The sequence below is a fragment of the Ruegeria sp. CK1 genome (genome assembly GCF_056536545.1).
In genome coordinates, this window is record NZ_JBQFPX010000001.1 from 560,671 (window position 1) to 586,477 (window position 25,807).

Below are 25,807 nucleotides of genomic sequence, written 5' to 3' on the forward strand. Positions count from 1 at the left end.
GTAGGGTGGTAGCCTAGCGTTTGTGAATAACCGGACTTGCGTTATTTAAACTTTTAACACCCGCCCAAGGGTATCTTTTGGGGACAAGTTGTCCGTTCGTTTCGCTGTTTTCAATCGGAACGTGGAATTTCTAGTGCAACACCGAGAGACACAATGAAGCGGGCCCACAAAACTGATTTGAAATCTGATCTCCCAAGCCATTGATATTATTGAGAAGTGAGTTTTATCTTTGTGATCGTTAACGCAATTCGGTTTGCTTGGTGTACGTTGAGTGCAGCGTCGAATGCTTAGTTTGGTCGTTCGCAGCTGTCTTTGAACTTCATGAACGCACTTGTCGACAATGTTGCGTTTCGATCAACGTTCGAATTTGGTTTTGCAGTGCGTTACCAATTTGGAGAAAAACGGGTGTTTTGGGTTCGAATTTCAAAAGCAGTTTTAGCTTTGAGTCTCGGTATTTGGCTGTTGCTGGTCGTCTTCGGCAACGTTACGGACTACGATACAAACTGGTCATTCGTGCAAAAAGTGATGTCGATGGAGGCGGTTCAGGGCGATCCCAATGTTAATTGGAGAGCCGTCAAAAATGCTGACCTTCAACATCTTGCTTACGCGGCAATAATTCTCGCAGAAGCAATTCAGGCACTCCTTTTCCTGTTTGCTGGAATTTTGATGGTTAAGCGCCTGAACGGTTCCGCTAAGGAATTCCACGCCGCAAAGACACCATTCACAATTGGCCTCGCTGTAGCAGTTATACTTTGGGTGTTTGGCTTTATGGCAATTGCGGGGGAATGGTTCCAAATGTGGCGATCATCCACATACAACGCTCAGCAGTCCGTTTTCATCTACTACATGACGATACTCCTGTCGGGCGTCTACATTTTGCAAATAGAGCATGACGAGAAGCACGCTCAGTGAGCCTAGTTCATACGAACACACTATTTTCGACCGCGCGACGACGTTCTGATGGATCGTGATGTACCCCATCCCGAACAAAACTTGCTGGTGAATGTGCACGGTTGGCTGCCACAGCCTACTTATGAACAAAGCGACGAGTGGAAACACTAGGTCTACTTTTCCTATTTCAGCGGTGGGGCTGCTTTGGTGCGAGTATTCTTTGGTTAAGCCTTGTTCCCAAGCTGCACAGGCGACTTGATTAATTGTATTATTGTCACGCATTTCCAACGCATTAACCATGCGTTCGTGACTTTTCAGGATCGTACACGGGGCTGGAAACGATTTTTGCCGTCATTTCCAAAGCACCGCCGGTCGCCGTCAAACTGGTTCCGACGGGTAATCCTTGTTTAACATGTGCCAAAGCCAGCGATTTTCCTATTCGATGCGAATAGCACGGGCTGTTGATCACGCCCACGTTTTCACCGTCCAGCAACAGGGTTTCACCGCCTTCGACCATGTGCGCGTGGTCGATATCAAGGCAGACATTTCTTACTTTTTCATGTCCTTTTGCCGCTATGACTGCCGCTTTGCCCCTGTAGTCAGCTTTGCTCGCACTGATTGTAAAGCCCAGACCGACCTCCCATGGGGTGTTATCTTCGGTCATGTCATAGCCATAGAACAAAAGGCCTGCCTCTATTCGAACTTTATCTAGCGCGGTGAACGAACAGGGCATCACACCAGCATCCACCAACTTGTCCCAGATGTCAGTAATGACGCTGCCGTCGGCAAATATTTCATAGCCGCGCTCGCCGGAATAGCCAGTGCGCGATATGCGACAGACATGGTTAAACAGAGTCGCTGGCGCATGGTCAAAATAGGCCAATTTTTCAAGGTCGATGTCGGTATGAGCGTTGAGGATATCTAGCGCAGCGGGGCCCTGCACAGACAGATCGTGGAGGTCATCAGTAAATTGCACCTCGACATCGCTGCCTGTAGCAGAGGCCTCAAGCAGGGTCATCGTATCGCCTGATCCATGCACGATCATCCACTCGTCGCCACCGTTGTTCGACACAATCGCATCGTCCGCAATTCCACCCTGATCTGTCAGCACACATAAATATGCCGCTTTGCCAGGTTTGACTTTGGTCAGATCGCGTGTGGTCAGATGATCTAAAACCGCCTGCGCATCTGGCCCTCGCACAAACACCTTCTTCAGCGGCGACATGTCGAACATACCCGCGCGTTCACGTACTGCGTCATGTTCTTCATTCGGGTCCGTGTTATAGGTCCAAGCAGTGCCCATACCGTTCCAATCTTCCAATCCTGATCCAAGGGCCGTGTGGTGCGATGCAAGCGCTGATGTGCGGCTGAGTTCTTCTGTCATGGTCATCCTTCCTAGTGCCATTCATCTGGCATTGCGGCCTTGCGTTCAGATACGAAATCCTCAAGCGCTGTCCGAATGCCGGGTTTCATTTCAGGGGGGGTGTAATCGTTGAGCATATTTTGCCATTGCACCGAGGCGCGTTGGTCCAAAGTCAGCGCCCCATTTTCAACCCAGCTCTCATAGGGGCCTGCATCAGAAATCTGTGGCTCAAAGTTGGCGGATGTGTAGTGGCGCAGCGTATGGCTGGTGGACAGAAAATTTTCACCCGGCGCAGTTTCTAGATAGGCATCACGGCCAAAGGCTTCGTCATCGGTTTCGAAACCTTGCAGCATTTTCAGCATCGCACCGGCGTGATCAAGGTCCATGATGAATTTCTCATAGGACATCACAAGCCCACCTTCGAGCCATCCCGCTGCGTGCCAGACTTGATGCGCGCCAGACAAAAGCGTGGACCACATTGCGCCGGTACTATCCTGCATCGCCTGCCCATCCGGCGCATTCGAAGACGTGATCTGTCCACCGCCCGAGCGCACTGGAACGCCCAGTCGACGACCCAACTGCGTGATTGCCATAGTGGTCATATTTGCCTCGGGCGAGCCAAAGGTTAGCCCACCGGTGCGCAGGTTCATCGTGGAATGAAACGAACCGAACACGACCGGGCAACCGGGCCGGACCAGTTGTGTCAACGCAATTCCCACCATAGCCTCGGCCAGGGTTTGCGCGGCAACTGCAGCAGGTGCCAGTGGCCCCATAGCCCCCGCAAAAATCGCCGGAGAAACACAAACGCACTGGTTCGCCTCGGCGTAGATACGCAAGGCGCTGGACATGGTGTGATCGTAAACCAACGGCGAATTCACATTGATATTGGCCTGCATCACCGCATTGCGTTCCAGTACGTCTGGCCCGAAAACCAGCCGCGCCATCTCGATGCTGTCCTTGGCACGCTCTAGCGCGGTGACCGATCCCATGAACGGTTTGGTCGACAAGGTAAGATGCGCCAATACCATATCCAGATGGCGTTTGTTCACGGGTACATCCGTTGGTTCGACCACGGTGCCGCCAGAGTGATGCAGTGCAGGCGCTAAATAGGTAAGTTTCACAAAATTCCAAAAATCTGTGAGCTTGGCATAGCGTCTGCCGTTTTGCAGATCACTTACAAAGGGCGATCCGTATCCTGGCATCAGTACCACGTTGCCACCCCCTAGTGTGACAGTGTTTTTCGGATCGCGGCTGCACAACTGAAACTTTGCTGGTGCCGTGGCGCAAAGGTCTCGCACATGGCCTGCATCAAAGCGTACGCGTTCGCCATCCAACCGCGCGCCCGATTGTGCAAAAAGGTCCAATGCAACTTGGTCGCTTCGGAATTCGATGCCGACGTGATCGAGAATCCAATCGGCTTGTTCTTCGATCCGAGCCAAGCTTGCCTCGTCTAAAAGGTCGTAAACTGGAACCCTGCGCCTCCGGATTTGCGGTGCGTCACAGGGTGTACTGCGACGAGACAATCTCCCTCGGCGCATCTTGGCATGCCGACCCATCTACGCCGTCGGAAATTGTTGTGAGTTCAAGCTGACCACTGCTATTACTCCGGTTTCTGAAAACCAGAGCAAAGCAGCATAAAAAATGACGACTGAAAATCGAAACCTTCTTTACTTGCCGTTCAAAAATTTTGTACGCATTGGGCATGTCTGTCCGTTTTCGACATCATGATCTGCTTCGACTATTTGTGGAAATCGCCCGCTACTCGAGTTTCTCGGAAGCGGCCGCAGCGTTGAACATGACCAAGGGTGCGATCAGCTATCAGATCAAGACGCTAGAAGCCGATTTGGGCATGATATTGTTCCGACGCACGACAAGAGGAGTAGCGCTAACCGGTGAAGGGCTTAAGTTGCTCGCATCCTGTCAGGCACAATACGAAGAAATCGAAACCGAGCTGCTGGCCCTTAAAGGGATTGCGTCTCGTTCTTTAAATATAGGCGTTTCGACGTACTTCGCCTCGCGGTGGCTTTCACCAAGACTGATGACTTTCATGCAGGCTCATCCAGGCGTACAGCTGCGCATCCAGCCCATGATCCAGTTTTCGGAACAGGAACTGCACGATGTCGATCTGACCATTCGTTGGGGAAGTGGAAACTGGGAAAATGGCGTTGTAACCCCCCTGTTGCCCGTTCGCTCCTTCCCTGTCGGCAATTCAGACGCTGCTAGGTTGGTTGAAGAAGTGGGAATGAAGCGCGCGATTTCTCAATTCACGCTGCTGAGGGATCGCGTTGATAGCAATGCATGGTCCAATTGGCTGAACGCAGCAGGGCTTCCTCGGCAGGCGCGACGTGATGTGCTGATCGTTCCGGACCCGAACGTTCGGGTGCAATCCGTGATCGATGGTCAGGGGATCGCGCTGATGGACGATCTCGTAGAAGAAGAGCTACGACGTTCCAAGCTTTTCCGCCTCTCGAAAGTTACGCTTTCCAATTACGGATACTTCCTCGTTAGACCGCACCGAATTGCCGAGACAGAAACCGTTCGGGACTTTTCCAATTGGCTTCAATTGCAGCGTTGAAAAGAAAAAATCCGGCTTCCAACTGTTGTCTTTATCCGTGGCGTTCAAACAAGGAAGGTAGATCTCAAGTAAAACCACTTCAAACTGACAGTTTGTTGTGAATGTCTGGTTTGGGTTTCGATCTGACGTCTACGGGCGACGGAATGGACGTCGGCTTGAAACCGTACGGACAAATTCTTGCGACCCTGTATTAGTTTTTAGTATGGCCATGCGCTCGACACGGTGGCGAATACTGCCACGTTGCGTCGTCGTTCCAGAAACCGGTCCCGAGTGGTTGGTGATGAACTTGTTCAGTTGTCCAGATCCCGCTCTCGGCCTTCTCAGTATCAGATTGTCTTTAGTAATCTCAACTCACCGCCCCTTTCGAAAGGTAAGATGAATCGCTGGTTGGTGGCTTGTTTTCGCTCGGTTCTTTACGTCCGCTCGGTCCTTTAGTGGTGTTTTTGCCGCTTACATCGCGAATTTTAAGCAGCATCGCGAATTGGCGCATTGCCGAAATCTCTTGCATCCGTGTCGGGGGTGACGCCCAGATCAAGTAACACTTCCACACTGATTGCGTGGTTGTTGCGCGCCGCAATTTGCAACGCCAAACCAATATCCGTTATCGCGCCAGGCGGCGCACGCAACTCCAATAAGTAGGCGACGACATTGGGATGACCAACACTGAGCGACAAAATAAGTTGGGTAGAACAAGGCTTCGGGCACAGCCAAACGCGGCGTTTAATATTCACCTGATTGGGCTAACTCGATAACGTTTCATGATAGCGCGACACGGGGGAGCAAACAAAGTAAAGACTAAGTACCAACGCGAACAGCGAGTGTACTGTCAACAGTCGAAGCAGACACGATCCGTTGCTCTCACCGAGATACGCGGTTTGTGCGCAGAGTAGTAGAAAAACCTACTGGCCCAGCCGAGACGGGTTCGAATTTGACTTACAGTAACCACCACAGGTCCGTGGATTTAGTCCACCCATATCATCTCTTTTGCCTGTGTAAACTAGTTCACTTGCGTTATAACTATATGCGCGTACTGTTCCGGCACAATTTAGTTTGACGGTTTCACTTTTTTGTTGAGGAGACATGAAATGCGTTTTTTAACCATTTCTATTTTTGTTTTTTGTTCTGTATCAGTCGTCGGATGTACCGTGCCGTGGTCGCAGTCTGAGGCGATTGAACCAACAGAAGCGCCTCCACAACAGACTGCTGCGGAAGACACGGCACCCGCAGGATCAACGACCTCTTCTTCAACAGCAAGTACTCCTCCTTCCGGCGAAGAGCGTGAAGGAGGAGGAGGGTCCGAAGGTCGCGGCGGTGGTGGAAACGGCGGTGGCTCAAGCGGTGGCGGCGGAAACGGCGGTGGCTCAAGCGGTGGAGGCGGAAACGGCGGTGGCTCAAGCGGCGGCGGTGGATCTGGTGGCGGCGGCGGCGGCGGGGGAAGCTGGGGCTGACATTGATCTGAAAGGATCGTTGAATGGTACTGCGTGAGTTGAAAGGTATACTCTGCCAAGTTTTGGCCGTGATGCCGGTTGTTTTTCTAACCACCCAATTGTTGTGGGCGCAAACCAACGCTGAGGACAATAGAGCAGAATCGCCTTCGAGCCGCGTAGCCATCGTGATCGGCAACCAAAACTATTCAAACGTTGCTGATCTGACAAACGCTCGAAAAGACGCGCAAGATATCGCCCAGATGCTACGCGGGTTCGAATTTCGGGTGTACGACGGTTACGATCTGGGCAAACGCGAGTTTGAAGAACTCATTAGAACCGCGGTATTGAATATTCCCGATTCTGCTGACGTCCTTTTTTACTACGCGGGTCACGGTATTCAGATAGGTCGCCGAAACTATTTGCTGCCTGTGGATGCAAAATTTGAGAGCATTTATGATGTTCCATTGGCCACCATGACATTGGATCGCGTGATTGACACGCTGTCAGCGCGTAGTTCTGCACACGTTGCGATACTCGATTCATGTCGTGATAATCCTTTTCAAGACCTGAGATTGGCTGCAGACTTGGACGCCAACCTGTTCGAAACCCGCGAAGGTTTCGACGTGTTCAAAACCCCTTTGAACTCGCTGGTCGCATATTCAACGTCCCCAGGCGCAGTAGCCAGTGATGGCGTCGAAGGTCAGAATAGCCCCTACACTGCGGCCGTTCTGAAAACTGCGCAATCCTCTCCTTTTGAAAACATACAGCAGCTGTTTCCGGTCATTCGGGAGCAGGTTCACAAGACGACAGCGGGCAAACAAATCCCGTGGGAGAGCTCGACGCTTGTGCGCCCTTTCTACCTGGCTCAACAACAGGCGGAGCCAGTTCAGGAACCAGTGGTCGACACTGAGCTCAAAACATTGAATCTAAGTCAACAATTCGACAAATCCGTTTCCTTTTCCGAAGACTTGGAAAGGAAGCTGGGAGATGAGGTTCTTAGCCTACGCCTTGTCGGAAATCCTCAGCGCGGCGTCGTTATCACTAACAGTCAATCCCCAAGTGGTAGTCTTACTTATGCTCCGGATATAACGGACACACGCGCCATCGAGCTTGTTGGTAATGATTTCAACGACACGTTCTCAGTGGAGGCAGTTACTGCAGATCAAAAGAAACATCTTGTAGAAGTCTCTTTTGAGTTGGAGTTGAATGCCTGCGATCTGCAGGCCGGAGACGCGCTGGATCTGAACGGGGTTGGCGTTTTCCGGCTTCCGAATGAGTTGGACATTGCTAAAGGTTTGGAGGCCTGCACACAGGCGGTAAAAGACTACCCCGGTAACGCAAGATTTTTGTATCAACTCGCGCGAGTCCAGCAGGCGGCAGGAGACTTTTCGAACGCGTTCGACAACATTTCAGCCGCAGTTGACGGTGGTCATATCCGCGCAAAATATGCTTTGGCAACTCTTTTGTGGTCTGATCGAATTGATCGTGCGGTAACCAAAACGCCCTATGATCCAGAGAAAGCACGTGAGCTGCTCGAGGAAGCCACGGCCGAACAGGACCCATACGCGATGCATAGTCTCGGCAAGCAGTTGCTTCGAAACGGGGAAACTGAAGGTGAACGGAATCGTGGGTTTGAACTTTTGGAGCGATCTGTCGAGCTCGGCCACACGTTTTCGATGAACGAACTTGGGCTCTACTTCCTGCGTGACAACTCTGATCACTACATCCCTGAGCGCGGACTGCGCTACCTGCGCGCATCTGAATTACGTAAGGACATCTATGGCTATGACAATCTTGCTTACGTATTTTTGCTCGGGCTTGGAGGAAATCCAATCAACTTCAATAAGGCCGAAGAGTATTTTCTGGCTGCGTCAGAGGGTGGACACCCGACCGCACCTGCCAGCATCGCCCGAATGATCCTCAACGAACAGTTGCAGGGCAGAACACGTGCCGAAGCGCTGAAATGGTACGACAAATCGCTAGAACGCGGCGATGCTTGGGGCGGCGCAAATGGAGCATACATTATTTTGGATGGGCAAGTGGCCAAACGCGGACCTGCCGATGCCGCGCTGCGTGCCGCCAAGGCTGCCCTTTTGTCCAATGAGGAACCCGCTGCTCAGGCTAGGGCGCAGCTGGATCAGATTTCTCCTGCGGATTTGAATCTTGCATTGCAGATGGCATTAAATGAGTTGGGAAAAAATGTAATTGTAGACGGTCAAGTCGGACCAGCGACGCAGCTTGCGCTGGAGAATGTTAGCGCAGAGTTTGGAGTGCCCGTTCCATTCTCCGCGACAACTGACCCGGCTGAAAGGCTGTTGTTGGCCGCCCGTGTCTACTGGGCGCAAAATCCGGTTCGCATTGACTTGTTCTGACAACACCAGTGAGAGTTTTAGCTCAAGGCAAATCCGAACAGTTGATCACCATATAACTTACCGTTTTCGCCAATTCATCCGAATGCCTAGCAGGTCGAACTAAGGTGGCTGTTTTTTTAACTTCTATAGAATGGGCAGAATCAAGTTATAGGCTGTTAAGCCGATGCTTCTCTAATATCCCGCAAAGCATGGCCTTGGCTTGCAGCCTGTGTTCTCGATGCCGTTCGCGGGCGACATCCGGTCGACCTTCGCTAATCGCTTGGAATACGACGCGGTGATCTTCATTGGATTTGACGGGCAGGGGTCTGATGAACAAAGTCGTTGCGCGCGCGCGGCGCACCTGGTCACTCATCATGGCCACAATCGCTTCGACTCGTTTATTGCCACCCAATCGCACGAGTTCCTGATGAAACAGCTCATCGGCCTCAGCCCAGGCCTCCAGGTCTTCGGTTTCGATAGCCTGATCCATTTGTTCGATTGATCCAGCCAGTAGCGCCAGTTCATCCTTCGAATAACCCGCTTCGGCGGCGCGTTGTGCGGCGAGACTCTCGAGTTCCGTTAGAATGTCGTAAATTTCGCGCATATCGTCCGACGAGACGGGCAGGATACGTACGCCTTTGCGGGGCCGCATTTCCAGCAACCCCTTACTTTCCAACATTAGTGCAGCTTCCCGTATCGGGGTGCGCGACATGCCCAGAGTTTCAGCGAGTTCCGACTCCAGGTGATCAGTCCCCGCGGCTAATTCGCCAGACAGGATCATCTGCCGTAGGTCCCTAACAGCACGTTGTGTATTGGAAAGAGTTTTGTTGTCCTGATCCTTCACGGCGTCTCCAGGTTGATTTTTCGTCCTTCCGCAGCCGAAAGATATATCTTCTCTTCGATGCGGATCACGTCCAAATAGTCTCGGGCCGAGTTCTCCAATGGCGTGCCACTTAGAAGGCCCGAAACGGCATGACTTTGCAAGGCGTGTACGCAGTCTCCTCCAAATCCATCATGATCGCTCGGAGGTAGAATCTGCTGTCGCTCTTGTTTTCCAAAAGCGCGGAGTTCTACTGAACCGTTGCCATTAAGAACCAGTGATCCTTCGGTTCCTTCGATGAGAGCCTCGCCCATGGTCTGACGCAGGTTTTCGGCGCTGTGGTCAAGGCACCTGTTCCCATCGAACAGAGCTTTCAAACCGTTTGGATGATCAAACAAGATGTAGCCTGCATCCTCGCCCGCGATAACGGGGTTAACTTGGCGCAAGTCTGCATAAACTGCGCTGGGCGCACCAAACAAAAATCTAAACGTGTCTACCCAATGAACCGCTGTTTCGTGAACAAGGAAACGTTGCATGTTCTGAAAGTACGGCTGCCGGTCTAGGTAGGCGCGTGGTCCCTGTCCGTCGCCGGGCCGAAGCCGGAAAGTCGCTTGTAAAGGTGTTCCAATTCGACCCTCGGTCATCGCTACCTTGATCGCACGATACCAGGGCTGGAAGCGAAAATTCTCATGGACAACAATAGTTGCGCCTACCGCTTCAGCCTCTGAAACGATCTTCTCCGCTTCGTCCAGAGACAGGCAAAATGGCTTTTGGCAGATCAGCCATTTGATGCCAGAATGCAGCGCAGTTCGAATGGCGTCGGCCTGCGCCACAGGTGGAAGGATGATGTCCACCAGATCCGGTTCTTCGACTTCCAGCATTTTCGACAGATCATCATAAGCCGTCAGTCCCGTTTCTTTCGCCTTGTTGATATCGCGATTGCAGGATGCAACGGGAATAGCTCCGGGCATTCGAGACCAGCTTTCGTAGTGGAATTTGCTGAAATACCCCGCACCCACACACGCGACCCTGATGGCTTGTTGAGTATTCATGCCCGCAATGCTTCCAATACCGATGTTGCTGCATCCTGCGTTCCGGCAGTTCCGCCTAGGTCACGCGTCAGATTTTGACCGTGCGCAGCAACCTCTTCCACGGCTTCGCGCAAGCGCGCACCGTCGTTGGACAGTTCCAGGTGATCATGGGTTAATCCCAGCCATTCAAGCATCATTGCCGCGGACAGGATCATCGCGAAAGGGTTGGCAATACCCTGTCCCGCAATATCCGGAGCGGAACCATGGCAGGGTTGGAACACGGCGTGGTTCAACCCGATATCCGCGGAGGGAGCCAGTCCAAGACCGCCCATCAGACCTGCGCCGAGGTCAGAGAGGATGTCTCCGAACATGTTCTCAGTGACCAAGACATCAAATTCCCAAGGTTTTTGAACCATCCAAAGAGCGGTAGCATCGACATAAGCATGGTCTGCCTGCAATTCGGGATGATGGGTGGCTTCTGCATCAAACATCGATCTGAAGAACGCAAAGGCCCTGAATACATTGGCTTTGTCGACACATGTAACTCTCCCCCGGCCGCGCCCGGTTCTCTTTCGGTTCTGGGCGAGATCAAACGCGAAACGGAACAGTTTTTCGGACACCTCTCGTGTGATCAGCAGAGTTTCACGTGCTTCGTGTTCGGTAACTTCGCCAGCGCCTTGGGTGAAGAACAATCCTTCTGTGCTTTCGCGTATCAAGACAAAGTCGATCTCTTTTCCGGGAGGCAGCGCCAAGGGCGTCATTTGTCCGTTGCTTACCTTTACCGGGCGCACACCAGCAAAAAGGCCGAGCTGTTTTCGCAGGTCTATCTGTGGTGAAATCTCGGTTCCGTCAGGGTATCGAACGTCCGGCAAGCCCATTGCAGACAGCAGAATCGCGTCAGCTTTGCGCGCAGTTTCGAGTGATCGTGTTGGAAACGATTCTCCAGTTCTGGCGTAGTGGCCCGCGCCTGCTGGTGCGTCTGTAAACGCCAGCTCGTAGGTGGGATTACTGAGCGAAAGCTGGTGCAGAATTTCAAGCGTAGGGGCCATAATTTCCGGGCCAATCCCGTCCCCGTGGAACACCACGATATCGTAAGTCTTTTTCATTTTGCCCCGCTTCCTTCCTGTTTCGCATTCATAGCGCGATCGCAGCTTTCACTACAGTCCGTTGACAACGCATTCTTTAATGTATACGCAAATAAATGCAATAATAAACGCAAAGTTGTTTGGGAGGACTTGGAAATGAAACTAAAGCTAGGGCGGTTGGCGGCCGCAGCCGCGATGGCGACCGGGATTGCAGGGGCAGCTGTTGCGCAGGATTATCCCTATCGTGATATCACCACAGCTGTTGTCTGGGGGGCCGGTGGCGGAACGGACACGATCAACCGGATGATCATGGCCGAGATGGAAAAACACCTTCCGGTCTCGATCAATGTGATCAATCAAACGGGTGGGGTCGCAGGCTCCAACGGCATGGTCTACGTCATGAACCAACCAGACGATGGCTATACACTGGTTGGTTTGTCTGAATCGAACGTCACCGCTGCCGTGCAGGGTGGTTGGGACAAGAAATTTGATTTTTGGTACCCGTTCATTGTCGGCGGATCACCTGATCTGATCTCGGTTCCGGCGGACAGCCCATACAATACGCTGGAAGAACTGGTCGACGCTGCGAAAGCTGCTCCGGGCACTATTCCGGCTGCGGCTTCCGGTGCAGGTTCGATTCACCACTTGAACCTTCTGGCCATCGAAAAAGGGTCGGGTGCAGAATTTAAGTTTGTTCCATACAAAGGCTCAGCGCCCGGGCAGGAGGCAGCGATAGCGGGTGAAGTTACGTTGGTTGTGACTTCGCTGGCTGAACAGGCTCCTTTGATCGAAGGCGGTCAACTGAAACCGCTCGCGATGTTGACGCCCGAAGATGCGCAGATTGCAGGGGCAACAGTGCCTTCTGCCTTTGGCATCTATGACGGTCTCGATCAGTATTTGCCACTCAAACAGGCCATTGGGTTTGCAGTTCACAGTTCGGCCGGGGACGACGTAAAGGCCGCGCTTGGTGATGCCTTCGAGCAAGCGATTGCCTCAGACACCGTCGCGGAATGGGCCGCGGCAAACAATTATGATGTTGGTGGTCAACACGGCGAAGAAGCTCAAGAACTGTTTGCGAACCTTGAGGCGACATTTGCCTACACCTTGCAAGATCTGGGTGCAGCGACCGTCGATCCGGCGTCGCTGGGTATCGAGAAGCCATAATCCGATCACTTTTGAAAGGGCGTGCCTGATCGCGCCCTTTCCGACGAGAGGCAGGCAATGGACAAACCTGACGATACACTGATCATGCGGGCGCGCGATTTCTGGGCATCGATTGGTCTGATAGCAATTTCTACCTTTTTCCTTTGGAAGACGTTGGACATCCCTCTTTGGGGTGAAAACCGCGCAGGTGTAAGTGGATCGGGTTGGTACAACTCGGCTGCAATTGTACCGCTGTTCATCTTCGGGGGATTGCTTGGCTTGTCCTTCGTTTTGCTGGCTATTTCAATCCGCTCAGGTGGAGCCCAACACGCGCTCAGTGCTTTGGGCATTGGGTGGGATAAGTCGGAAGCCTATCGAGCTTCAACAATAGGCCTGATTCTTCTTGCTTATGTCGTCGGGCTGGTTCCCAGAGTGGACTTCATTCTGTGTTCTGGCTTGCTGATTACAGCTTTGACTTACGGCTACTACGGCGGTCACGCGCGGCGTGCTTTGGTGGCCTGTGTCGCAGTTGTCTCTGCTGGGCTATTTGCGTTCTTCGTGTTTCCTGCGCAGGCGGATTGGAATGCACACGGTGATGATTGGTTTACATTGGCTGTTTGGGTCGCGTTGACACTTTTGGTGCTGACCAAAGCGGCTTCCGAACGCGTTTTGCGGGTCGTTCCATTGGTGGCAATACTTGCCCCGCTCATCCTCGTTTGCGCGATGGCCTTCGTTTTTCGGCAGAACGTACCCGCGCGCGGCGGGCTGATCTTCAAGCAAATCGAATACCACTACTACGTGACGCTTCGTCCGCTATGGAAAGACTGAGCGGATGGACTTTATCCTTTCGCAACTGGCTGGATTTGGGACTGCATTCGTGGGCCTGGCAGTGGACCCGCTGACCTATCTGTATTTGATTGCATCCGTGTTCCTGGGCATCACGTTCGGCGCATTGCCCGGCCTTACGGCAACCCTGGCCGTGACGATCTTGACGGGTTTCTTCGGCAACAAAATCCCGCTGGACTATTCGCTCATCGCTTTGCTCGGGGCCTATGTCGGCGCGATTTACGGCGGCTCTTACCCCTCAATTCTATTAAATATACCGGGCACGGCAGCCAGCGCGGCCACGGCCATGGATGGCTACCCTCTGGCCAAATCAGGTCGAGGGGGCGAAGCACTCGGGCTGACTACAACGGCCAGTTTCATTGGCACAGTCATCGGGACCATCACGCTTTTGATTTTTGTCTGGGCGCTGCTTTTGGTTTCAAAGAACATCGCAAGCCCGGAGAAAGCGCTACTGGCCCTGTTCGGCATTCTGCTTTCTGGCACTTTGATGAGCGAAGACCTGGTGATCAAGGGATGGATCGCCGGTCTGATCGGGCTTGCGATGTCCATGGTGGGTCTCGACCCTTTGTTGTCTGAACCGCGCTATACCTTCGGCTGGTCTTACCTAATGAGCGGGTTTCAGGTTGTGCCAGTATTGATGGGGGCATTTGCCATCCCCCAAATCATCGACGGTTTGAGGCACGTTGAGGCCGGGAAAGTTTTGGCCCTGAAAGGCCGCATTCTTCCGAACCTACGCTCCATCCGACGCTACCTGCCCACCATTGGCCGGTCAGGAGTGATTGGGACCGGGGTAGGAGCGCTTCCTGGCGTCGGCGAAGATGTCGCCGGTTGGGTCAGCTACGGTGTCGGTAAGACCGTATCTGCTGAGGGCGATAAGTTTGGAAAAGGGTCATTGGAAGGTCTGCTGTGCTCTGAAACAGCAAATAACGCCTGCATTGGGGGCGCGCTAATCCCGCTTTTGGTTTTGGGCATTCCCGGTTCACCACCCGCCGCGGCTTTGATGGGGGCTTTCAAGATCAACAACGTGATCCCAGGTCCGACGATAGACCCCGAGATCATTCTGCGCGTGGTTGCAATTTTAGTGCTGGCCTCCCTGACAATGTTCTTGATGGGGCTTTTCACGGCTCGGGTCTTTATCAAAATACTCGCCATCCCGCAGACCATCTTCTTGCCAGTTGTGATGGTTCTGACAACAATTGGGTCTTTCAGCGTTGGTGGCGGCATCAATGATCTTTACCTGATGCTTGGAGTAGGCGCCGTTGCCTATTTCATGAACTTGATGAAATACCCAATCGCGCCGTTGGTAATCGGGGTTATTCTAGGCAGCCTGTTTGACGAAACATTCCGCCGGTCGCTGTTCTTGTCGGACGGGGATCTTTCGGTCTTCTTTTCACGACCCGGTGCGGCCATTCTGCTGGTGCTCAACATTGGTCTGATCCTCAGCCAGCTGCCCGTTGCGAAGCGCGCTTTCTCACGCTTGAAAGGACTTTCCGCCTGATGTTTGCGATTACTGTCACCTTCACTCTCAAACCCGGTACGAGAGACATCTTTTTGCCGCTGATGGTCGAAAACGCTTCAACCTCTTTGCGTGAAGAACCCGGATGCCAGCATTTTGACGTTTGCCTCGGCGACGAACCCGAGACAGTTTTTCTTTATGAGGTTTATGATGACAACGAGGCGTTCTCTGCCCACCTAGAAAGCGCGCATTTTCAGTCCTTCGATACGGCAGTGGCTGATATGATCGCCACCAAAGTAGTTCACCAGTATTCCGAGGTTATCCGATGAACGATTGGGAAATCCACGCCGTGAAATACGCGGATCGAAATGCCCGCACGCGACGCGATAGCTTCATCATCGATGATAATCACAACGCGCCGCATGCGATGGATTATTTTGTTTGGGTGCTCAAACGCGGCGACAAGGTCATTCTGGTCGATACTGGCTACGACTCCGACGAGGCCGCCGCCCGTGGTCGTCCCATCGCGATGGATCCTCGCGAGGCTTTGCGGCCCCTAGGCATTGCGCCGGAAGTGGTGACTGAGGTCATCGTGACCCATCTTCATTACGACCACGCAGGGGGGGTGCATATGTTCCCTAACGCGAAGTTGCACATGCAGTCGGCGGAAATGGCCTTCGCCACAGGTCCCTGCATGTGCCATGACCACCTGCGTGCGCCTTTCACGGCTGGCCATGTTTGCGAGGTTGTAAAGCGCCTCTATTCAGGCAAGGTCGTGTTCTACGACGGAGAAGCCGAGATTGCAGATGGGGTCACGGTGCACTGCATCGGTGGGCATTCGCGCGGGTTGCAATGCGTTCGCGTAAGAACGGCAGCCGGGTGGATGGTGCTGGCCTCGGATGCCTCGCATTACTACGAGAATTTCATGGCGCGCAAAGCCTTTCCCATCGTCGTCGATTTGCAGGACATGATGGATGGTTTTAAGACGCTCGAGATGTTGGCTTCGCATCCTAGGCTTATCGTGCCCGGCCATGATCCACTTGTGCGTGAGGTATTTCCCGTAGGCGCGGCACCGCATATTCATAGGCTTGATCCCGGGCCGACGCGGGACATTGAACTATGAAAATCGGTGTCATAGCGGACGATTTTACCGGTGCGAGCGATATTGCGAACACCTTGGCGAAGGGCGTTGAGCCGGAAAGTGGATTACGAACCGCGCAGTTTCCGGGTATTCCAACGACCCCAGTCGACGAGGAGATCGAAGCAGGTGTCGTCTCACTCAAGAGCCGCACCGCACCGGTCGAGGAAGCTGTTGCAGAAAGCCTGCGGGCCCTGCGGTGGCTTAAAGATCAAGGATGCCAGCAGTTCATCTTCAAGTATTGCTCGACCTTTGATTCCACTAAAGAAGGGAACATCGGCCCCGTCGCGGAAGCACTGGCCCAAGAACTGGGTGCGCAAAAGGTGGTTTTCTGCCCGGCCTTTCCGACAACGGGACGTACTGTCTACCACGGCCATCTTTTTGTGCTCGGCAAGCTGTTGCACGAGTCCGGGATGGAAAATCACCCTCTTACGCCGATGACGGATGCGAACATCAAGCGCTGGTTGCAACATCAGACCGAAGAAGCGGTTGGATTGGTGTCAATTGACGCCGTGAAGCAAGGACCAGCGGCGGTTGCTGCTGCCTTGCAGAACGCAAACGAACGCTTTGTAATCGGTGATGCGATCTCGGACGAGGATTTGCTGGCCTGGGGCAAGGCTCTGAAGGATGCCCAGCTCATTACCGGGGGATCCGGGATAGCATTGGGTCTGCCCAGAAACTTCGTCAGAAAAGCTTCGTCCAAAAGAGGGGGCAGTGTGTTCACAGGTATCGCTGGGCCCGCAGCGATCCTTGCAGGGTCATGTTCCGGTGCGACACGCGGGCAGATCGATTTACATGCGGAATCCCATCCGACGTTCGCCATCGATGTTCCGGGTGTCATGTCCGGGGATGTAACCACGCAAACGCTTCTGGATTTCTTTAAAGCGCATCCGGGTCAGGCGCCGCTCGCATATTCATCGGGAAGCCCGGAGGATGTGCGGGCGATCCAAAATCAATTCGGTCAGGAATCTGTAGCAGAGAAGCTGGACAATCTCTTTGCAGATACCGCGCGAGAGCTTGTTCAGAAGAGCTACACGCGATTGTTGGTGGCCGGGGGAGAAACGTCGGGAGCTGTCGCCAAGGCCGTCTCTGAGGCACTGGGCTCTCCTGCCATGTCAATTGGTCCCGAGATCGACCCGGGCGTGCCAGTCCTGAGCGTTGGGAAATCTGAACCCATTGCGCTGGCTTTGAAGTCTGGAAACTTTGGCGCTCCGGACTTCTTCGCGAAAGCACTCAGAATGATGGAGGCAGGTAAATGAGTTCGGATGAAACGGCTTTGCGGCAGCAGATGTCGGAACTGTGTGCTTCGCTGTTTGCGCGTGGCTTTTCCGTCGGCACAGCGGGCAATGTCTCTGCCCGTCTGAACGACTGCATCCTTATGACGCCCACCAATTCGACATTGGGGAATATCGACCCCGAGCGTATCGCCAAGATTGATTTGGATGGCAATCACGTCTCCGGCGACAAGCCGACCAAGGAGGTTTTTCTACACCAAGCTTTCTATGAGACGCGGCCAGAGGCTGGCGCCGTGGTGCATCTGCACTCGACTTGGGCCACCGCACTGTCCTGTCTGGAAGACACCGATCCCAATGACTGTATTCCACCGCTGACGCCGTATGTGGTCATGCGCGTAGGCACAGTCAAACTGGTTCCATACGTTAAGCCGGGCGATCCAAAGTCCGGTGACCTGATCTGTGAACTGGGCGGCAATTATAGTGCTGTTCTGTTGGCCAACCATGGCCCTGTCGTCTCGGGAAAGGATCTCTTCTCAGCTGTCTGTGCAGCAGAAGAGTTGGAAGAGACTGCCAAGCTGCTAGTGGCCTTGCGGGGCATGCCAACCCGGATGTTGGATGCTGAAAAAGTCGCGGAACTTAAAGAGACTTTCGGAAGGATTTGATCCGGCACCGCAGTGGAGGGTGCGCATAGTTTTGGCTCTTGTGAGAAATATATAGCTCAAGAAAGGCTGAGGTCTTTGGGAGCCTCATCCCAAAAGTAAATGGTCGCCAATTAAATTCTTTGCAACCCGCCCTGAGACCACTCGCTTGTCGGAATTGCTTTGTATTCGATGTCCAATCTCACTACGCAATGCCGTAAACTTGCCGCATATGCCCTTCTTTTTGGCGTCGTAATCGTTACAGGCGGCAAGCTCGCTGATATGTTCGGGCGACGACGCATTTGTCTTGTCGGTGCAACGGCTGCGTTCTAAATTCGCGGAATGCATATCCAGCAGCTGCCAGCTTAGTCTAAAGCGAAATGACATGTCGGTGTCGTCTTCGTGAAGGTAAATGGGCGGAGGCATTATCTGCGGCATGCTTTCGACCATGAAGACGAGGTGGTTGCAGCTGTTGTCGCCAAACGTCGAAGCAAACAACCGGCATTGAATTATCTTAACAAACTGATGAAGAGCCACAGGACTGTGGGGGAAAATATTTTCCTGACAAGGTCAGCTACCTAAATTAGGGTGTCCTGTGCAATGATTGGAACATACATCCATTTGGATCAAGAGGACCTAATGAATCAGGCGGAAGCAACCGACCAAAAAGTGATCCTGTCACAGAATCCTCACAAAATACGGGACAGTGGCGAGAAGAACCTGGAAACCGCGATTGGGCGCGAAATCAAAGCGTTGCGCTTGCAGCAGGGTACAACAATTGCGGAACTTTCGGCACAGACCGGTCTGTCTATCAGCATGTTGTCCAAGATCGAAAACGGGGCAACTTCGCCTTCGCTAACCACTCTGCAGTCCCTTGCGGATGCGCTGAGCACGCCGATCACATCTTTTTTTCGCCGTTATGAGGAAACCCGAAACGCGGTGCATACAAAGGCGGGCGAAGGCGTTGAAACCGAGAGGGCAGGTACTCGGGCTGGGCATCAGTATAAGCTTTTGGGCCACTTGGGAGCCAATGCCAGCGGCGTCGTGGTCGAACCCTATCTAATTACGTTGAACGAAGAATCTGACAGGTTCCCGACGTTCCAACATGATGGGATCGAAATGCTGTTTATGCTCGAGGGCGAGGTTAACTACCGTCATGGGGACAGCATTTATGTGTTGAAGCCGGGGGATACACTTTTCTTTGATGCCGACGCACCCCATGGGCCAGAGGTTTTGGTGAAACTACCAGCCAAGTACTTGTCGGTCATCTCGTATCCGCAAACCAGCTAATCGTTAAGGCCTTGCGTGCCATCACACGGAGATGACCGCCGTTCCCGGCGGTTAGCGTAATGAGTTTGGCGAATTGGCTATTTTCCTCACATGAAAATTAATTTCTTTAAGTTGTTTTTCTGGGCTTAGACTGTTAGCGTCACCTTTGACGAAATCTCAGAGGGCAAAAGCTGATGTGTGGAATTGTCGGTCTGTTTCTAAAGGACAAGACTTTGGAACCCGACTTGGGCTCGATGTTGACAGACATGCTGGTAACGATGACCGACCGGGGCCCGGATAGTGCAGGCATTGCTATTTATGGCGCTGAATCGGTCGGGGCTGCAAAGCTCACGGTTCAGTCGGATACTCCTGACAAGGACTTTGCGACGCTAGCGGCAGATCTTGGCGCAGCGATTGGAGCCGAGGTCTCGTTGAGGGCCAACGACACACATGCCGTTCTGGAACTTGATGATGCTCTGGTTGAACAGGCCCGCCAGACCGTCCGAGAATTGCGCCCTGGTCTGCGCGTAATGTCAGATGGTGCAGCGATTGAAATCTACAAAGAGGTTGGCCTACCAAAGGACGTGGCTGATCGCTTTAACCTTTCGACCATGGGCGGTAGTCACGGTATCGGCCATACGAGGATGGCAACAGAGTCTGCGGTGACCACCGAAGGCGCGCACCCTTTCAACACAGGCTCGGATCAGTGTCTGGTCCATAACGGCTCATTGTCGAACCATAATGCACTGCGGCGTAAGCTGAAACGCGAAGGCGTGCGTGTGGAGTCGATGAATGACACCGAGGTCGGTGCAGCTTATCTGACATGGGAGATGCAGAAAGGCGCGACTCTTGGCGAAGCGCTGGAAAGTAGCCTTGAGGATCTGGACGGGTTCTTCACGTTTGTTGTCGGCACCAAGGATGGGTTCGGTGTCGTCCGTGACCCTATCGCCTGTAAACCAGCGGTTATGGCTGAAACAGATCAATATGTGGCTTTTGGCAGCGAATACCGCGCGCTGGTCAATTTGCCGGGTATCGAAGACGCCAAAGTCTGGGAACCTGAACCCGCAACTGTCTATTTCTGGAGCCATTAAAAAATGCAAACTTACGATGTTGCAGAAAATGGTCTGCGTGGTTTGAACTCAACCCTTCAGGCGCAGAGCGCCGAGTCAAACCTATCCAGTTGGGAAGTGCGAAACCCCAGGGGCAGCCATGCTATTGCCGTTGGTCTGGACTCGCCAATCGAGGTCACAATCAAAGGTTCTACCGGCTACTACTGCGCGGGTATGAACCAGCAGGCAACCATCACAGTCGAAGGTTCGGTGGGGCCGGGCGTGGCTGAGAATATGATGTCCGGCACCGTCATCGTCGAAGGCGATGCCAGTCAATATGCCGGGGCGACGGGGCATGGTGGGTTGCTGGTGATCAAAGGCAATGCCAGTTCGCGTTGCGGGATTTCTATGAAAGGCATTGATATCGTCGTTCATGGAAGTATCGGCCACATGTCCGCCTTTATGGCGCAAGCCGGTAATCTGGTCGTTTGCGGCGATGCTGGGGATGCGCTTGGCGACTCGCTGTACGAAGCGCGGCTTTTCGTCCGTGGTTCGGTCAAAAGCTTGGGCGCGGATTGCATCGAAAAAGAGATGCGGGCTGAACATCTGGAAACGCTGGCCGACCTGTTAGAGCGTGCCGGATCGGATGCGAAGCCGGAGGAATTCAAACGCTACGGCTCGGCACGTCAGCTTTACAATTTCGACGTCGACAACGCAGCTGCTTACTGAGGACGAAGGGTATGAAAGATATGGATCCGACCATCCCCCGCACCACACCAATTCAATCGGCGACGTTTACAAATCCGATCAACGCGGAAATCCGGCGGGCTGCGGCGACCGGAATCTATGATATTCGCGGTGGCGGTGCGAAAAGGAAAGTACCTCATTTCGATGATCTGCTTTTTCTCGGCGCATCAGTCTCTCGCTACCCGCTTGAGGGGTATCGTGAACGGTGTGAAACGTCGGTGAAGCTGGGCACTCGTTTTGCCAAGAAGCCCATCGAGTTGGATATTCCGATCACCATCGCAGGTATGAGCTTTGGCGCTCTGTCCGGCCCGGCGAAAGAGGCGTTGGGGCGCGGTGCGTCTATGGCGGGAACTTCGACCACAACGGGCGACGGTGGCATGACGCCGGAAGAACGCGGGCATTCTTCCAAACTGGTCTATCAATACCTGCCCTCGCGCTATGGCATGAACCCAAACGATCTGCGCAAGGCCGATGCGATTGAGATCGTCGTGGGGCAGGGTGCCAAGCCTGGCGGCGGCGGCATGCTGCTAGGTCAGAAAATTAGCGACCGCGTCGCCGAGATGCGAACCTTGCCTAAAGGCATTGACCAACGCTCGGCCTGTCGTCACCCGGACTGGACCGGGCCGGATGATCTGGAGATCAAGATTCTCGAACTGCGCGAAATCACTGACTGGCAGGTGCCGATCTATGTCAAAGTCGGAGCGACCCGGCCTTACTATGACACCGCTCTAGCGGTAAAAGCTGGGGCTGATGTTGTGGTGATGGACGGCATGCAGGGCGGTACTGCCGCAACGCAGGATGTGTTCATTGAACATGTCGGCATTCCGACGCTGGCCTGTATCCGGCCGGCGGTTCAGGCGCTGCAAGATCTGGGTGTACATCGCGAAGTTCAACTGGTGATCTCGGGCGGTATCCGCACCGGGGCAGATGTCGCCAAAGCGATGGCCTTGGGTGCAGATGCGGTTGCAATCGGCACGGCGGCCCTGATCGCTTTGGGCGACAATGACCCGAAATGGGAAGCCGAGTATCAAAAATTGGGCTCCACTACCGGAGCCTATGATGACTGGCACGAAGGGCTGGACCCGGCAGGTATCACCACGCAAGACCCCGAGTTGGCCGCGCGCCTTGATCCGATCGAGGCGGGCTGCCGGTTGCGCAACTACCTGAAGGTGATGACGCTTGAGGCACAGACCATCGCGCGTGCCTGTGGCCACAACCACCTACACAACCTTGAACCCGAAGACCTGTGTGCCCTGACTATGGAGGCCGCCGCTATGGCGCGCGTGCCGCTGGCGGGCACTGACTGGTACCCGGGCAAGGCGGGGTTCTAATCGAAACGCTAAACCAAGGCGCGGTTCAGACGGACGGCGCCTTTCTTCTTTTGAACCAACAGGGAAAGGAAAGCCGACCATGACGACAGATCTGGCAGCTTTCGCCAAGGAAAAAGGCGTCAAATACTTCATGATTTCGTTCACCGATCTGTTTGGTGGACAACGGGCGAAATTGGTCCCCGCACAAGCGATTGCCGACATGCAGGAAGAAGGCGCCGGTTTTGCTGGTTTTGCCACCTATCTTGATATGACCCCTGCACATCCCGACATGCTGGCGGTCCCGGACCCATCTTCGGTGATCCAATTGCCGTGGAAACCCGAGGTCGCTTGGGTTGCCGCAAATTGCGTGATGGAGGGCGAAGATGTCGCTCAAGCTCCGCGCAACGTGCTGCGCCGACTGATTGATGAGGCCGCCGCCGCAGGGATGCACGTCAAAACAGGGATTGAGGCCGAATTCTTCCTGTTGACCCCGGATGGCGAACAAATAAGCGATCCGTTCGATACCGCAGAAAAGCCCTGTTATGACCAGCAAGCGGTCATGCGTCGCTATGACGTTGTCCGCGAGATTTGCGACTACATGCTGGAACTGGGTTGGGGCCCGTATCAAAACGACCACGAAGACGCCAACGGTCAGTTTGAGATGAACTGGGAATTTGATGATGTTCTAAGGACCGCCGACAAGCATTCCTTTTTCAAGTTCATGACCAAATCGGTGGCTGAAAAACACGGCTTCCGCGCCACTTTCATGCCGAAGCCGGTCGAAGGGCTGACAGGAAATGGCTGCCATGCCCATATCTCGGTTTGGGATGCGCCGGGGGCGGATGCGAAAACCAACGTGTTTGCCGGTGAGGGCGACGGTCCGACCGGTGAAGCGGGCCTCAGCGAAAAGGGCAAGTACTTCCTCGGCGGGATCATGAAGCACGCCAGCGCGCTGGCAGCGATCACCAACCCAACCGTGAATTCCTACAAACGCATCAATGCACCACGCACCATGTCGGGCGCGACATGGGCCCCCAACACGGTCACATGGACGGGCAACAATCGCACGCATATGGTCCGCGTCCCCGGACCGGGCCGGTTTGAACTTCGCCTGGCCGATGGTGCGACAAACCCCTATCTGCTGCAGGCGGTGATCATCGCGGCGGGGCTGTCAGGCATCCGCTCGAAGGCCGATCCGGGGTCACGCTACGATATCGACATGTATGCCGAAGGCCACACCGTCAAAGATGCACCAAAACTGCCGCTGAACATGCTGGATGCGCTGCGTGGCTATGACAAGGATGCTGAGTTGAAAAAAGCCATGGGCGAGGAATTCTCGGCGGCGTATCTGAAGATGAAGCATCAGGAGTGGAACTCTTTTGTCAGCCACTTCTCGCGCTGGGAAAAAGAGCACACTCTGGATATCTGATCCACTTTGGCTTGCTGCAGTATTCAATTAAGCCATGCGAAATCAGCCGTTAACGTAGGCGGGATTTTGCAAAAATGAACGCGGTTTGACGCGGGCAGGGGTTAAGTTGTCTCGGTGCAGCAGAGAAACACAAGATGGGTCACTCGCCGTAGAAGTAGTCTACGAGGAATAGGGGAATGGACGGAATGTAAGTGCACATCAGCAAGACCGTCAGTAAGACGGCAATAAAGTAAACGTTTACTTTGGTCACGTCCCAGATATTCGCTCTTGCGACGGCACACGCGGTAATCAGCACGCTAGCAACCGGTGGCGTTTGCTGTCCGATAGCAAGGTTCAAAGTTACAACAAGCCCAAAATGGATTGGGTTGATACCAACCGCTTCGATCAGCGGAATGACGATCGGGACGACCAGAATGATCGCGGCTGCCGAGTGCAGGAAAAACCCAATAATCAGGAAAAAGAAGTTCAGGATCAACAAGATCAGCCACTTGTTTTCAGTTATGCTGAGAATGCCGGCAGCCAGTTCTTGGGGATACTGCGCGCGTGTAAGAAATCCACCCATCACAACGGATGCCGCGACCAGCAACATCACAACTGCGGTCTGCATTCCACCATCCAACATGGACTGCCGCAGATGCCTAAGATCCACCTGACGATACCAAAGGCTGATGGCAATGGCGGCGAGAACTGCGAGACCGGCTGCTTCAGTCGCGGTCACATACCCGCCGAAAATTCCGCCAAGAATGATGACCGGCAACGCAAAAGTAGGAAGCGCGTCAACGAAAGCCTCCCATAAGCGGCGACCGGAAAACGCATCTTCTCTTGGCAGGTCATACCTCCGCGCAAAGTAATAGGCGACACCCATCAAACCTGCAGCACCGAGGAGTCCCGGAACGACACCTGCCACGAACAGCTGTTCTACTGAAACGTTTGCCGATGTCGCATAAAGGATCATTGGGATTGAGGGCGGGATAATGATGGCGAGCGATGCAGAAGACGACGTAACCGCCGCAGAAAGCGCACCGGAATAACCGCGCTTTTTCATCTGCGGAATCATTACTGACCCCATGGCCGCAACATCTGCAACAGCTGAACCGGAAATTTCGGCAAAGAACAGTGAAACGCCGATGTTCACGTGGGCCAAACCGCCGCGAATAAACCCGATAAGTGCTGAAACGAAGTTGATAAGCCTGTCGGTGATACCACCAGCGTTCATGATCGCGCCAGCGAGGACGAACATCGGAATTGCGATGAGAGAGAACTTCGTAGCGCCCCCGTACATGTCCAAAGCCACGTTGACGAGTGAGCCAGACCCCTCAAGAACGAGAAGACCGCTGATTGCAGATACTGCCAACGCGACCGCAATTGGTACGTTTAGGCAGATCATTGCAACCATGCCCAAGAATATACCAAGCATCAGCATCAGGCGTTCCCCGCTTTACGCATTTCGGTTTCGACTTCTTCTTCGATTTCTGCGTGTTCCAGCGATACACCGTTAGCGCATTGACGCCAGTACTCCGGCAAGCTCAGCGCCTGACAGATTAAGAAGAGGACTGAGCCGACTGGAATGACGGACTGAGTGAAACTGACCGGTACCCAGGTAAGCGACACCAATGACATCCCTCCGAGGATTGTCATCACAGTATAGCCTGCCCATGCCAGGAGTATGAAGAAACCTGCCGTTATCGCCTCGGCCAGTGCCACCGCCCTCATTCGCAATGGCATTGGCAGCGATAAGAGCACCGAGTCAAAACCGATATGTCGCCGACGCAGTACCGCCAGCGATGAGCCGTAATAGGTTATCCAAGCCAATAGAATGGCCGCTACTTCATCATACCAGGCCAAGCTTGATCCCAGCAGGCGGTAAAGCACAGCAATCACGACGATTATGGTCAGAACGACCATTAGAAGTATCACGAAGTTTTCCAGCACAATCTCGAAAAATCTGCGTAATGAGTTGAGCATATAGAATCTCCGCCGAACGCTTGCCGGGTGATGTCATTA

Annotated in this window: 25 protein-coding genes and 1 pseudogene; 17 read left to right on the forward strand and 9 right to left on the reverse strand. The window is 53.7% G+C overall.

The features are described from left to right. Positions 1-321: 321 nt before the first annotated feature. The gene (locus ACR0L3_RS02770) at positions 322-912 is read left to right on the forward strand and encodes a DUF2165 family protein (RefSeq protein WP_480743444.1); all 591 of its coding nucleotides are present in this window, start codon (positions 322-324) and stop codon (positions 910-912) included. A gap of 271 nt (positions 913-1,183) precedes the next feature. Here the strand turns inward: ACR0L3_RS02770 and ACR0L3_RS02775 are convergent, their stop codons facing one another. Next, positions 1,184-2,275, reverse strand: a complete 1,092-nt coding sequence (locus ACR0L3_RS02775) for an aminomethyl transferase family protein (protein WP_480743445.1) — start codon at positions 2,273-2,275, stop codon at positions 1,184-1,186. An 11-nt stretch (positions 2,276-2,286) separates the two neighbouring features. Next, entirely contained in the window at positions 2,287-3,810 is a 1,524-nt protein-coding gene (locus tag ACR0L3_RS02780; protein ID WP_480743447.1) for a trimethylamine methyltransferase family protein, read from the reverse strand. 146 nt (positions 3,811-3,956) lie between these two features. On the opposite strand from ACR0L3_RS02780, the gene ACR0L3_RS02785 reads away from it, so the two are divergent. Then, the gene (locus ACR0L3_RS02785; protein ID WP_480743449.1) at positions 3,957-4,829 is read left to right on the forward strand and encodes a LysR substrate-binding domain-containing protein; all 873 of its coding nucleotides are present in this window, start codon (positions 3,957-3,959) and stop codon (positions 4,827-4,829) included. Between the two features lie 464 nt (positions 4,830-5,293). Here ACR0L3_RS02785 and ACR0L3_RS02790 read toward each other — a convergent pair whose 3' ends face one another. Further along, the gene (locus ACR0L3_RS02790; RefSeq protein ID WP_480743450.1) at positions 5,294-5,560 is read right to left on the reverse strand and encodes a hypothetical protein; all 267 of its coding nucleotides are present in this window, start codon (positions 5,558-5,560) and stop codon (positions 5,294-5,296) included. Between the two features lie 354 nt (positions 5,561-5,914). Here ACR0L3_RS02790 and ACR0L3_RS02795 point away from each other — a divergent pair, with 354 nt between their 5' ends. Beyond that, on the forward strand, positions 5,915-6,277 hold the full coding sequence (locus tag ACR0L3_RS02795; RefSeq protein WP_480743452.1) for a hypothetical protein: 363 nt from the start codon (positions 5,915-5,917) through the stop codon (positions 6,275-6,277). Positions 6,278-6,300: 23 nt separating this feature from the next. Further along, complete coding sequence (locus ACR0L3_RS02800) at positions 6,301-8,628, forward strand: caspase family protein (protein ID WP_480743454.1); 2,328 nt, start codon at positions 6,301-6,303, stop codon at positions 8,626-8,628. A 145-nt stretch (positions 8,629-8,773) separates the two neighbouring features. Here the strand turns inward: ACR0L3_RS02800 and ACR0L3_RS02805 are convergent, their stop codons facing one another. The 3 genes from ACR0L3_RS02805 to ACR0L3_RS02815 are packed head-to-tail and all read right to left on the reverse strand — an operon-like array spanning position 8,774 to position 11,564. Then, positions 8,774-9,451, reverse strand: a complete 678-nt coding sequence (locus tag ACR0L3_RS02805; RefSeq protein WP_480743456.1) for a GntR family transcriptional regulator — start codon at positions 9,449-9,451, stop codon at positions 8,774-8,776. Further along, the gene (locus ACR0L3_RS02810) at positions 9,448-10,479 is read right to left on the reverse strand and encodes a Gfo/Idh/MocA family protein (protein ID WP_480743458.1); all 1,032 of its coding nucleotides are present in this window, start codon (positions 10,477-10,479) and stop codon (positions 9,448-9,450) included. Before ACR0L3_RS02810 ends, ACR0L3_RS02805 begins: the two co-directional genes overlap by 4 nt. Beyond that, positions 10,476-11,564 carry an isocitrate/isopropylmalate dehydrogenase family protein gene (locus ACR0L3_RS02815; RefSeq protein WP_480743460.1) on the reverse strand — a complete coding sequence of 363 codons (1,089 nt, stop codon included), beginning with the start codon at positions 11,562-11,564 and terminating at the stop codon, positions 10,476-10,478. The genes ACR0L3_RS02810 and ACR0L3_RS02815 overlap by 4 nt, the downstream gene beginning before the upstream one ends. A 135-nt stretch (positions 11,565-11,699) precedes the next feature. On the opposite strand from ACR0L3_RS02815, the gene ACR0L3_RS02820 reads away from it, so the two are divergent. Genes ACR0L3_RS02820 through otnC form a run of 7 tightly spaced genes read left to right on the forward strand, consistent with a single transcriptional unit; the run spans position 11,700 to position 18,023 of the window. Next, on the forward strand, positions 11,700-12,707 hold the full coding sequence (locus ACR0L3_RS02820) for a Bug family tripartite tricarboxylate transporter substrate binding protein (RefSeq protein WP_480743461.1): 1,008 nt from the start codon (positions 11,700-11,702) through the stop codon (positions 12,705-12,707). 57 nt (positions 12,708-12,764) lie between these two features. Further along, a complete protein-coding gene (locus tag ACR0L3_RS02825; RefSeq protein ID WP_480743463.1) occupies positions 12,765-13,514 on the forward strand; it encodes a hypothetical protein in 750 nt (249 codons plus the stop codon). 4 nt (positions 13,515-13,518) lie between these two features. Then, positions 13,519-15,030 carry a tripartite tricarboxylate transporter permease gene (locus tag ACR0L3_RS02830; RefSeq protein ID WP_480743465.1) on the forward strand — a complete coding sequence of 504 codons (1,512 nt, stop codon included), beginning with the start codon at positions 13,519-13,521 and terminating at the stop codon, positions 15,028-15,030. After that, on the forward strand, positions 15,030-15,317 hold the full coding sequence (locus ACR0L3_RS02835; RefSeq protein ID WP_480743467.1) for a putative quinol monooxygenase: 288 nt from the start codon (positions 15,030-15,032) through the stop codon (positions 15,315-15,317). Before ACR0L3_RS02830 ends, ACR0L3_RS02835 begins: the two co-directional genes overlap by 1 nt. Continuing rightward, entirely contained in the window at positions 15,314-16,111 is a 798-nt protein-coding gene (locus tag ACR0L3_RS02840) for an N-acyl homoserine lactonase family protein (RefSeq protein ID WP_480743469.1), read from the forward strand. The genes ACR0L3_RS02835 and ACR0L3_RS02840 overlap by 4 nt, the downstream gene beginning before the upstream one ends. After that, a complete protein-coding gene (gene otnK, locus ACR0L3_RS02845; RefSeq protein ID WP_480743471.1) occupies positions 16,108-17,385 on the forward strand; it encodes a 3-oxo-tetronate kinase in 1,278 nt (425 codons plus the stop codon). The genes ACR0L3_RS02840 and otnK overlap by 4 nt, the downstream gene beginning before the upstream one ends. Then, positions 17,382-18,023, forward strand: coding sequence for a 3-oxo-tetronate 4-phosphate decarboxylase (gene otnC, locus ACR0L3_RS02850; protein ID WP_480743472.1), 642 nt, complete (start codon positions 17,382-17,384; stop codon positions 18,021-18,023). The genes otnK and otnC overlap by 4 nt, the downstream gene beginning before the upstream one ends. Before the next feature lie 84 nt (positions 18,024-18,107). Here otnC and ACR0L3_RS02855 read toward each other — a convergent pair whose 3' ends face one another. Next, complete coding sequence (locus ACR0L3_RS02855; RefSeq protein ID WP_480743474.1) at positions 18,108-18,437, reverse strand: hypothetical protein; 330 nt, start codon at positions 18,435-18,437, stop codon at positions 18,108-18,110. Here ACR0L3_RS02855 and ACR0L3_RS02860 point away from each other — a divergent pair. The 6 genes and pseudogenes from ACR0L3_RS02860 to glnT form a co-directional block, all read left to right on the forward strand. Then, positions 18,384-18,536: pseudogene (locus tag ACR0L3_RS02860) on the forward strand (DDE-type integrase/transposase/recombinase); the annotation flags it as partial. The gene ACR0L3_RS02855 and the pseudogene ACR0L3_RS02860 sit on opposite strands and share 54 nt — an antisense overlap. Before the next feature lie 102 nt (positions 18,537-18,638). Then, positions 18,639-19,289 carry a helix-turn-helix domain-containing protein gene (locus tag ACR0L3_RS02865; protein WP_480743476.1) on the forward strand — a complete coding sequence of 217 codons (651 nt, stop codon included), beginning with the start codon at positions 18,639-18,641 and terminating at the stop codon, positions 19,287-19,289. Between the two features lie 173 nt (positions 19,290-19,462). Continuing rightward, positions 19,463-20,359 (forward strand): glutamine amidotransferase, encoded by an 897-nt coding sequence (locus ACR0L3_RS02870; protein WP_480743477.1) that lies wholly within the window; start codon positions 19,463-19,465, stop codon positions 20,357-20,359. A 3-nt stretch (positions 20,360-20,362) separates the two neighbouring features. Beyond that, on the forward strand, positions 20,363-21,046 hold the full coding sequence (locus ACR0L3_RS02875; RefSeq protein ID WP_480743479.1) for a protein GlxC: 684 nt from the start codon (positions 20,363-20,365) through the stop codon (positions 21,044-21,046). Between the two features lie 20 nt (positions 21,047-21,066). Continuing rightward, positions 21,067-22,395: an FMN-binding glutamate synthase family protein gene (locus ACR0L3_RS02880; protein WP_480744651.1), complete on the forward strand. Its 1,329-nt coding sequence runs from the start codon at positions 21,067-21,069 to the stop codon at positions 22,393-22,395. Positions 22,396-22,474: 79 nt separating this feature from the next. Continuing rightward, positions 22,475-23,803, forward strand: coding sequence for a type III glutamate--ammonia ligase (gene glnT / locus ACR0L3_RS02885; protein ID WP_480743481.1), 1,329 nt, complete (start codon positions 22,475-22,477; stop codon positions 23,801-23,803). 139 nt (positions 23,804-23,942) lie between these two features. Here glnT and ACR0L3_RS02890 read toward each other — a convergent pair whose 3' ends face one another. Then, entirely contained in the window at positions 23,943-25,226 is a 1,284-nt protein-coding gene (locus ACR0L3_RS02890; RefSeq protein ID WP_480743482.1) for a TRAP transporter large permease, read from the reverse strand. Beyond that, on the reverse strand, positions 25,226-25,768 hold the full coding sequence (locus ACR0L3_RS02895; RefSeq protein WP_480743483.1) for a TRAP transporter small permease: 543 nt from the start codon (positions 25,766-25,768) through the stop codon (positions 25,226-25,228). Before ACR0L3_RS02895 ends, ACR0L3_RS02890 begins: the two co-directional genes overlap by 1 nt. Positions 25,769-25,807: the final 39 nt, after the last annotated feature.

Bases quoted from the DNA above. Each gene is read 5' to 3' on its own strand.
- ACR0L3_RS02770 (WP_480743444.1), top strand. From the start codon at position 322: ATGAACGCACTTGTCGACAATGTTGCGTTTCGATCAACGTTCGAATTT.
- ACR0L3_RS02775 (WP_480743445.1), bottom strand. From the start codon at position 2,275: ATGACAGAAGAACTCAGCCGCACATCAGCGCTTGCATCGCACCACACG.
- ACR0L3_RS02780 (WP_480743447.1), bottom strand. From the start codon at position 3,810: ATGGGTCGGCATGCCAAGATGCGCCGAGGGAGATTGTCTCGTCGCAGT.
- ACR0L3_RS02785 (WP_480743449.1), top strand. From the start codon at position 3,957: ATGTCTGTCCGTTTTCGACATCATGATCTGCTTCGACTATTTGTGGAA.
- ACR0L3_RS02795 (WP_480743452.1), top strand. From the start codon at position 5,915: ATGCGTTTTTTAACCATTTCTATTTTTGTTTTTTGTTCTGTATCAGTC.
- ACR0L3_RS02800 (WP_480743454.1), top strand. From the start codon at position 6,301: ATGGTACTGCGTGAGTTGAAAGGTATACTCTGCCAAGTTTTGGCCGTG.
- ACR0L3_RS02810 (WP_480743458.1), bottom strand. From the start codon at position 10,479: ATGAATACTCAACAAGCCATCAGGGTCGCGTGTGTGGGTGCGGGGTAT.
- ACR0L3_RS02815 (WP_480743460.1), bottom strand. From the start codon at position 11,564: ATGAAAAAGACTTACGATATCGTGGTGTTCCACGGGGACGGGATTGGC.
- ACR0L3_RS02820 (WP_480743461.1), top strand. From the start codon at position 11,700: ATGAAACTAAAGCTAGGGCGGTTGGCGGCCGCAGCCGCGATGGCGACC.
- ACR0L3_RS02825 (WP_480743463.1), top strand. From the start codon at position 12,765: ATGGACAAACCTGACGATACACTGATCATGCGGGCGCGCGATTTCTGG.
- ACR0L3_RS02830 (WP_480743465.1), top strand. From the start codon at position 13,519: ATGGACTTTATCCTTTCGCAACTGGCTGGATTTGGGACTGCATTCGTG.
- ACR0L3_RS02835 (WP_480743467.1), top strand. From the start codon at position 15,030: ATGTTTGCGATTACTGTCACCTTCACTCTCAAACCCGGTACGAGAGAC.
- ACR0L3_RS02840 (WP_480743469.1), top strand. From the start codon at position 15,314: ATGAACGATTGGGAAATCCACGCCGTGAAATACGCGGATCGAAATGCC.
- otnK (WP_480743471.1), top strand. From the start codon at position 16,108: ATGAAAATCGGTGTCATAGCGGACGATTTTACCGGTGCGAGCGATATT.
- otnC (WP_480743472.1), top strand. From the start codon at position 17,382: ATGAGTTCGGATGAAACGGCTTTGCGGCAGCAGATGTCGGAACTGTGT.
- ACR0L3_RS02855 (WP_480743474.1), bottom strand. From the start codon at position 18,437: ATGCCGCAGATAATGCCTCCGCCCATTTACCTTCACGAAGACGACACC.
- ACR0L3_RS02865 (WP_480743476.1), top strand. From the start codon at position 18,639: ATGAATCAGGCGGAAGCAACCGACCAAAAAGTGATCCTGTCACAGAAT.
- ACR0L3_RS02870 (WP_480743477.1), top strand. From the start codon at position 19,463: ATGTGTGGAATTGTCGGTCTGTTTCTAAAGGACAAGACTTTGGAACCC.
- ACR0L3_RS02875 (WP_480743479.1), top strand. From the start codon at position 20,363: ATGCAAACTTACGATGTTGCAGAAAATGGTCTGCGTGGTTTGAACTCA.
- ACR0L3_RS02880 (WP_480744651.1), top strand. From the start codon at position 21,067: ATGGATCCGACCATCCCCCGCACCACACCAATTCAATCGGCGACGTTT.
- glnT (WP_480743481.1), top strand. From the start codon at position 22,475: ATGACGACAGATCTGGCAGCTTTCGCCAAGGAAAAAGGCGTCAAATAC.
- ACR0L3_RS02890 (WP_480743482.1), bottom strand. From the start codon at position 25,226: ATGCTGATGCTTGGTATATTCTTGGGCATGGTTGCAATGATCTGCCTA.
- ACR0L3_RS02895 (WP_480743483.1), bottom strand. From the start codon at position 25,768: ATGCTCAACTCATTACGCAGATTTTTCGAGATTGTGCTGGAAAACTTC.